Origin of the sequence: Caballeronia jiangsuensis, assembly GCF_046030135.1 — a bacterium.
GTDB classification, from domain to species: Bacteria; Pseudomonadota; Gammaproteobacteria; order Burkholderiales; family Burkholderiaceae; genus Caballeronia; species Caballeronia jiangsuensis.
In genome coordinates this window covers 71,928-80,370 of sequence record NZ_JAQQDB010000035.1, presented here as the reverse complement: position 1 = coordinate 80,370, position 8,443 = coordinate 71,928, and the positions used below count along the sequence as shown (strand labels likewise).

Annotated in this window: 6 protein-coding genes; 1 reads left to right on the top strand and 5 read right to left on the bottom strand. The window is 57.2% G+C overall.

All coding sequences use genetic code 11. The features are described from left to right. The 4 genes from PQR08_RS29285 to PQR08_RS29270 form a co-directional block, all read right to left on the bottom strand. Nucleotides 1–190: hypothetical protein (locus PQR08_RS29285; protein WP_408163211.1), on the bottom strand; the 190-nt coding region annotated here is incomplete at its 3' end. A 23-nt stretch (nt 191–213) separates the two neighbouring features. Continuing rightward, a complete protein-coding gene (locus PQR08_RS29280) occupies nt 214–4,104 on the bottom strand; it encodes a hypothetical protein (RefSeq protein ID WP_408163209.1) in 3,891 nt (1,296 codons plus the stop codon). A gap of 75 nt (nt 4,105–4,179) precedes the next feature. After that, the gene (locus PQR08_RS29275) at nt 4,180–4,962 is read right to left on the bottom strand and encodes a hypothetical protein (protein ID WP_408163207.1); all 783 of its coding nucleotides are present in this window, start codon (nt 4,960–4,962) and stop codon (nt 4,180–4,182) included. A gap of 607 nt (nt 4,963–5,569) precedes the next feature. Continuing rightward, nucleotides 5,570–6,343: a radical SAM family protein gene (locus PQR08_RS29270; RefSeq protein WP_408163206.1), complete on the bottom strand. Its 774-nt coding sequence runs from the start codon at nt 6,341–6,343 to the stop codon at nt 5,570–5,572. A 130-nt stretch (nt 6,344–6,473) separates the two neighbouring features. Here PQR08_RS29270 and PQR08_RS29265 point away from each other — a divergent pair, with 130 nt between their 5' ends. Next, entirely contained in the window at nt 6,474–6,956 is a 483-nt protein-coding gene (locus PQR08_RS29265) for a hypothetical protein (RefSeq protein ID WP_408163204.1), read from the top strand. A 339-nt stretch (nt 6,957–7,295) separates the two neighbouring features. Here the strand turns inward: PQR08_RS29265 and PQR08_RS29260 are convergent, their stop codons facing one another. After that, on the bottom strand, nt 7,296–7,763 hold the full coding sequence (locus PQR08_RS29260) for a hypothetical protein (protein WP_408163203.1): 468 nt from the start codon (nt 7,761–7,763) through the stop codon (nt 7,296–7,298). Nucleotides 7,764–8,443: the final 680 nt, after the last annotated feature.

The following is an 8,443-nucleotide window of genomic DNA, read 5'->3' as shown; positions in this document are numbered from 1 at the left end:
GGTGAGCACGCTCCGGGACGTGTGCCTCGCGTTTCCGGTCGCCCAGCCAGGCGAGGCAGATCGTCAACGCTGCTACGCCGAGATCCATGCGTACGATTACCCGGAACGCGCTTACACAGACTCGGCTGTTTGAGCTATAAGGCTGTTTTGTTGCCTCTCTGATGCCCTCATTCGTGAGGGCATTTTTCATGAGGCCGGCGCGCTGTCTTCTCTTTATGCGGTAACCGTTTGAGGTTTGAAGTAAAGCAGCTGGATGGGCAACCATTCATAGCGATGGCTGTATGGGATAGGCACCTCCGCAGTTCCGGCATGCTGTTGCACAAAATCAAAGATGGCGGCCTGGAAGCTTTTCCAGAGGTCGTCGGCTTTCGTAAATACCAAGAAGTCTCCCAGCGAGTCAATGAGACTTGTCGCCCGGTCGACGCCACGCGTATAAAAGACGATATCGCTTCCGATTGCCTTGAATCCGAACTCTCGGTTGCCGCTCACGGGGTGCTTTGCGTCCTGGCTAAAGGCGGTTTCTATCGTCGTGAATGTCCAATGGTCCGTCGCAAACGCGGAGACGACAACTGCTCCGCGGTCCGCCGTAACGATGCCGATGGGTGATGCTACCTTCATCGCGACATCGACCACCGCGCCAAGCGCGGTTGGTGAGTTCCATACTGGACCGTCGATATTAGGTTCGAGGGGTTGAAAGTCTGAAACCGTGGTGTCCACAAATTTATTGATGTTGAGGCGGATGTGGTCCAGCAGTTCTTTTGGCGACATCGGTATTGTGGAGTTCAGGCTTGGCATCTTTGTGATTCGGACAGGGTAAAAATCGACGTTGACCGGGCCATATGCATCCTGGATACGCTGAACACTCATACCTCGGGCCTGTAATCCCTGCTGGATCGGGGCGGGTGGGACGAAATTCAACAAATCGGCCCATGCCGCAACGTCTGAGATGCTGGCGACGTTCTCGGCGTTTACGTCGGCTCCCGGTGCACCGGTATCTCCCGGTGCGGCCAGTTGCTGCGCCAACGAGTCCGAGGCGCTTTTCAGCGCGTCCGGGTTGGCGTAGCCGACCATGCTTTTGAGGCTTTGCGCCCGCTGATTAAGGTCGTCAGCGGTGCGGCCCAGGCTTGCTGGGGGAGAGCCAACTCCGGAAGGCGTGCCGGAGCCACCGCCGACGGTCGTGGTGCCAGTTCCCGTCATGCCGGCTCCGGCTGCAGGCGCCGACGCAGCACCTGAAGGTGACGCGGGCTTGGTCTGTTGAGCGACCTGTCCGGAAAGAAGCTTTCCAATGAGATCTGTCTTTTGGGCCGGCGTGAGACTGCTGTTATTGATATCGTCCATCAAGGCCTTACGATTTTGCCCTTGAAGTGCCTGAGAAGCGAGTGTCGTCGCGTTGTCAGAAAGTTTGCCGAGCATCGTACCGGTTTCTTGTAGCCCAGACTGGTCGCGGAATATACCCGGTGTACTGAGTACCTTTAGCGCGCTGGCCATTCCGGTCGGGTCGGGTAATGAACCCGGATTGACAATGTTCACCGTGCTTTGCGGGAACGGGGTAGGCGTAAGCCCGGTCGGCGTTTGCGCGCGCGAACTGGAGTCCAGAGGCTGAATGTCTGAAGGTGCGAACTCGATGGGGGACGTTTGCCAGTCCCAGTAACGGGTGTTGTCGATGATCTCGCTGGCGTTGCAGTGCCCGAGCTTCGCTTCGCCGAAGACTCCCCGCGTCGGAAGAGTTAGAAGTTGCTCGATGAACATGTCCTCCGGATCCGGTTCAGGAGGGCTGTCAAAGAGTTGATTCACGACTGCTTGCATCTGGTCGCGAGCGTTCATTGGAAACGCGACGTAGGTTCCCGAGACTTCGAGCGCGCGATTCTCGATCAGGTCGAGAAGAGGAACATTATTGAGCGTCCAGACGGTGAAGCGCATAGCCCGTTCGTTCGGGTCTTCGTTCAGCCACACCGCTCGGTTGTAGTGGTACTGATTTAGCTGGAGATGACTGTATAAGCGATCGACGCACGAACGTTCCCCCTCCGTAAGTCTCATCCTAGGCGACGGAGGGGTTTCGGGGGCTGGAGGTCGATTGGCAGAAACAATTACGTTCCGATTTGCTTCTGTCGTATTCTCAGTAAAATATAACCCCTCGGTGTGCCCGAGAAAATATTCTTTGCCGCCTTCGTCGATTGCCGTGACGTCGACGGACCCCACAGTCGTATGATACTGGTTACCCGCGCTGGCGTTTGGATCTGCCTGCTCTGGCGTAAAGTGCAGGGATATAAAGCCAACCTTGCTCCATTCGATCGGACCGGTAGCTGGCACGCCCTGGCCAAGGAAATGGGCGTCGATATCATTGAAGCGAGCATGATCCGCGATTTGATCACTTATCCCGTCGGGCCCCCTAAGAACAGTCTCGGTTGTACCGACTGCGTTGCTAGGGTCGCGGATCTTGCATGTGACCTGGCATTTACCGGTCCTGCCCCCGGGGGATGTTGTCCAGAACTTAAACTGAAACATGGTGAACTTGATATTACCGGGAACCGGCGCCGCCACCGGGGGATCATTCGTCAGCGCATACAAACGTTCCATCGCGTCGAAACAAGGAAGCAGTCGGTCGTCCAGCAGGGCGGATTCCAGGATGGCTCGACGTGGAATTACGTCACGTGGGCTGGAGAACGACTTGAACTGGTTCGTGTAGTCGACCAACAACGCGGGCCGTGGCGGATTTGACGCAAGTCGGGTCACGACCCGATAGTGCCGAAGCACCTCGTAATAAAGCATCGTCAACGCGTGGGAATGGTTGTAGTTCGCTACCACCCTTGTCTTCAAGTCGGTCTTTTCGGCCTGTGCCGATTGGACGACGACCGTTGACCTCAGCTCGCGAAGCGCGGTCGATGCCTGATGGAATGCGTCGACGATATTTTGCGTCGTATCCGCCACGAGATTCCTCGTTCCTCCGCTACTGGAACTGCTCCCTCCGATTGCCCCGGTCAGCCCTGCCGCCACGCCGCTATAGGCACCTGCGATGCTGAGGGCTGCGCCCGCCATAAACGAGTGTCCTTCTTGCAACTCCGTCAATGCAGCATGAACTGTCTCATTGAGTGACCGGTCACGTACTTGGTCATGCGTCAGCGATTCGCTGAACCCTGTGTCTTCGGTCCGGCTCGCGGTGTCTGAACGCGACCAGTCGACTATGGCGAGTTTGACCACTTCGCCCGGCGCCAGTGGAAGGCTGTATATCAACTGACCGAGGGAGTGCCCGACCGGGAACCATTCCGACGCATATTCGAGGACGTTACCGCTCTGAATCGCTGTACGGGGCTCGTTGTCGGTTCGCCTTGTCATAACGCCTGCCCGACGCGCGACCTGGCGGAACCGGAAGTGCTGCGTAGCGAGGTTTGACGGAAGGAGGGTCTCGCACCCTTCTTCTCCCACAAGGACCGAGCCAGACAGCGTGAACGAGCCGGGCGATAGCCGCCAGTCCAGAATGTTCGGATTCTGCATCGCGACCATTGGCCGGCCAAACTGACGTCCGGCGAGTTGCGCCGCGGTTAGCGCGATTCTAAGCGCGATGAACGTCGGGGCTAGCTCACCCGTCACCAGTGCGTCGAAAGCAAGGGACGGGTCGGCGAACGGGATCACCAGGAGGTTGCGCAGGCCCACAGGGCCAGCGTATGTCGTGTCTATGCCAAGATCAAATTGTCGTGCTGTGAACGCGTCGATCGTTGACGCACTGCGCAGGACCGTCAAATCGAACGAAGCGTAGCCCGCGTGATCCGTTCCCAGAAGGCCCAGCGGATAATCGACGAATGCCTCGACTGCCGCATCCTGCCCTGACGACGTATCGGCGCGAGCTCGCTCCCACAGGGGTTCCGGCGGCAGGACTAAGCCAAGCCGGGCGATGGCATAAAGAGGCAGGTCGACTAGCGGCGTGCTCGATTCGGCTGAGCGCGCGAAGATGCTGATCTGTTCCTGCGGCAACGAAAAGAGCGGGAGCTCGTCCGAGTCGTCGATACCCAAGTCCCGGACGGAACTCTGGAAGTTGGAGTTCGTCCGAGCGGGCATTATCCCGAAGCTGCTCACGGTCATGCCCCCCGGAGCCGTGATCGCACTCATCGGGCCCTTCATGCCGCTATCATTTCGCAATGCCATGGCGTCCCCTAAGCGTGCGCTATTGCTTGGCTGCAGCTGCTATAGAACTGTGTAAGGCGAATAGCTGCCGGTGAACATTGCCCACGCGTAGGTCTTTTGAATTACCTCTTTCAATTCTCTGGATGGCCCGACAATTGCCTCCAACGCCTGTTCACCGTGTTGCGCAAGTGCTCGCAAGTCGGGAAACGGCATCTTCAAATCGATGCCATCTATCTTGAGTCGGGCAATACATTCAGGGATTAATTTGTCGCCATTCGCATCGCTCTTTTGTAACGGCCATTCGTTCGAAATTGGAGGGTGAACGTTGATAAAGCGCGACGAGACTGTATCAGATCGCAAGATGGCGAATGCCACGTCGGACACGGTTTTAAGTTGCTCGTAAGAGGTTGCCGCCGCCTTCCCGGCGAAGCCGTCGAGGTAGCTCCGAAGACTGGGCAACGCGGTGGTAACTGGAAAATCCAGGCCGGCCTGAGATTGCGCGGAGGTGGCAGTTTGCGCAGCGATGCATGCCTTGAACAAGGTATCGCGGCCCTGATGAAATTTATCGTTGGAACTCGTCACCCCGGTTGGGGTCGGATAGCCGTCAGACTCACCAAAGATGGCCGCAGCCAGAATACGCCGCTGATCCTTGTTAGGAAAATCCTTCAATGAGCCATATGACAACCAAAAGTCTAGAATTTCATCCGGTACGTCGTCCCCTTGATAAAACTCGGGACTTGCGAAATAGTCGATAGCAATAGCGTGAGCAATTTCTACTAAGCTGTCTAAGGTCCACCGGGCGTACATATCGCCGAGGAACGTTGATTCGCGTGCTGTGGCCATATCCGTCTCCTGTCCGAGCTCATTCAAAGTCGGTCCATCCTCGGAATACGCCTCTCAGGCTGTGCGGTCGGATGACTGACGACCCGATGGGATTCCATTAAATGCGAACAAATAACTCTGCCGGAGTCCACAGTCTTGGTATTTCGGACTGGACCCGCGATTGGTGCGTACGAGTTCCGCTTAGTGAGTCGCGTAAGGGGCATTACCGGTCGAGTTCCGGCCGATATATGACTGGCGGTCAGCGTCGTATCGAAGTGTGGAACCTTGTCGCTCGCTTGCGTGCTGATTGCAGTGTGGCGTGGAACGTAGGATAGGTGGCGCCGTATTGAAAGGTAATCCTTAGCGGTGAGGTATGTGCGATTGCGCACAAAAGAAAGAGAGATGTAAGAACGGGCACTACGAACACACCCGCTGCGTAGTCTTGCTTGCACTCGCAGATGTAACGCTTAATGATTTGGCGCTGTTCGGATCGGGTGGCTCGGAGCCTACCATCGTGCCGCCGCCGGAATCACCCTGCCGCGCCGACTTCGTCGTAGAGCTGCTCTGCGCTGCAACGCAGCGCGACCGTTAATTCCGCCGAGTGTCCGCCGCAACTTATCTTCCCGTACTAGGCCGGAAGAGTGCGTGACAGAATTGTTGCAGACATCAGCGGGTAGACGCGTTGCCGGCTGATGAGCGAGCCAATGCTCGAATAGACCTTGACGATGCGCTCGGCCGCGCTGAGGCTGTCGGCAAACCGGGCAGTAGCCCGCGCCACCACCTCCTTCCCGTCGGCGAGCAGCGGATTGAAGACCACAGGCCAATTCGGGTCTCCCCATGCCATCAGCGCCTCCAGATCGTCGTCCGAGTCATTGACGCCTTCCTGCAACACCACATTCAGCTCGATCGCGGAGAACTGGCCTTCGTGCGCGCGCAACGCAGCGAGAATGTCGGTCAGGGGCGCACTGCGCGGAATGAGCCGGTCACGCACATCCTGGCGGGCCGCATGAAGCGAGAGTTGCAGCCGCACTGGAAGATGGCTATGCCGCGCGCGGGATAGCAGTTGAGCCGCGCCGATACCAGAAAAGCAGTAACGGATCGAGGTGATCGCGCCCGGAAAGCGACGGGCCGCCTCTTCTGCGCACGCCGTGGTGTTCCGCCAGTTGACGAGCGGCTCGCCTTCGCCGGTGAATGACAGCTCGACCGCGCGGCCGTCAGGCGGCTCCGCGTCAAAGCACGTCTGGATAAGCTCGAGCATCTCGGCGGCGCTCAGGTTGCGTATCAACGGGCATTTTTCGAGATGCAGAAAGTACACGCCAGCGTAAAAGCAACTCTTCGCCGGGTAGCGGATCTCGGACGGCCTCACCTGGTACGGGATCAGCATCGCCTGCCGCGCTGCCATTTATCTTGCCCGTCGCCAAGAGCCCGGCCTCGCGCGCGACGCCGTATGCCGTGGCTGCGCTCGCTATACGAGGTACGGCATTGCCGCCGGATTACACAAAAGAGGAAACAAATGGGCAAGAAACTGACGGATGTATGGCGTCAACTACTGTGGCCGACCGGACAGAACAATTGGCGCCGCGCAGACGGACGAAGAGAAGGCCGCGAATCGGGAAGTGTTCAAAGCTCGCGATCGGGCGTACAACCAGCGCCGAAAGCAATACCGTACGGCAATGGATGGTGCGCTGGCAGCCTTCGACAAAGGTTCGGAGAAAATGGCTGCGGACCAGGCTAATACTGCACACGAACGCGCGCTGAATGCGGCGACGGCGGAACGTCGTGCTATCGACGAGCAGATTCGGTTGCTCAAAGAACATCAGGCAGGTCTGCACGCCAAGCAACGTATCGACGAACTGGGCGAGACGCGCCGTCAAAACTGGTCGACGTACCATGGTGGTAAGCGTGCCATCGAGCAGAAGGTGGACAGCGAATACGCCGACGTGGCTCGTGTTTACTCTGCTGTTCAGCGGGCCGCGTGCGGGCATTTCAAGACGGAGTCGACCGAAGCCGCGTAAAGAGAAATCCCTCACATGGAACACCAGTCGTTCGACTGGGCCCAGAGGTAAGGGACATATTAGTGAAGTATAGCTCGCAGCAACTCAAACCGGCCTTGTGCCGGTTTTTCTTTTTGCGGGCGCTTTGACGTCGTCTCTGACCGATCCCGCGTACGAAGGCGTTACGCCTTCTCCGAGAGCCAGACGGGAGATCTACATGTCCGGTTCGACCGAGCGGATGTGGAAACGGGGAGGGTTGGGTTCTTCGTGCACTGCCGTACGAAACAGCAAGAAACGGACAAACCGAACCTACCGCTCCCGCCCCACATCTCGACTCTACCGGACCCTTGTGCCGCCGGATTAGGCAGGGCCTTCCGCCACCGAAATCTTCCCGAAGGCAAGTACCACAACAATGTCTCCACCGTGTCCAACGAGGGAACCTGCCTGGAGGGTCATGTCGAGCGAACCTCCATTCATAGTGAGCCTTGCCTCAGTCCCACTTACACGAGCAAGTCCGATGGCCGAAGTATCGAGCCGCGTCGGATCAAACGGTTCCGAGGGGCCGACGAACGGCCCATCGTTGGGAAGATTGTAGGTACGGTCGCTAAAGAATTGTCTCAGCCCGTTCCCAAATGTTTCTGACGCTGCATCGTAAATCAGCTCTCCATCCATGTAAGAAACGAGCCTGTTTTTTCCATCCATCGTCGTAATTGCTACGGGAAGGTAAACTCCTAAAGGACGCGGCGTCCCTTTAGTCTTTTCTTTCGCGTCGTCGAAGACTACATCGAGAAACGTCTTGAATTTAAAGCCCTTTGCTTGAGTTGCCATATCCGACTCCAATTGGATGTCAAACTTTTCAGTAAAACTGAACTTTTACTTTACCGATTTGAAATACTTCTAGCGGTGAAACGCAGGGTACGTGCGAACTGCTCGTTAATTTATAAGCCTCCTGAGGTTAGATTTTCCTACTACACTGACGTCATACCGCTTAGACCCGGTTCGGCGGGCTTGGCGGAATCAGGCTCCAAACGCTTCGCGCATGCCGGAAAAAGAAAATTGTTCGTGCGGTGTCTCCGACGCGGCACTTGATACAAACGTACTGGTAACGACTCGCATGGCAATATCCTCGCTCCACCGCGAAGGGTTGTAAGCGGCTGTCGAGTGCAAGCCATTTTTCTAATTGCGCTCGCAGCGAAGTGCATAATTTCGCGTCCATCTCGACCTCGACTAGTGGTGTCAGTGAGGCCATTTTTATTGAGCGCGAAACTCGGGGGAATCCACAGGTGCAGTACCCTAAATGAGGTAGCTGTCGTACCCACATTTGTAGTGGCGAATGACAGACGCGACGCGTAGCGCGCGGCGGTGGTGCGCGCGCAACGGCAATGCGAGTCGTTAAAGAGGTGCGAAGGCCCCGGACGACCTGCTATCCTGCTTGCAGTGCCTTACGGACGAAGACGAGGCGCGCAATAGTCCTAGACGACCACTAGCTAATTCAGGCTGGGTTCGCC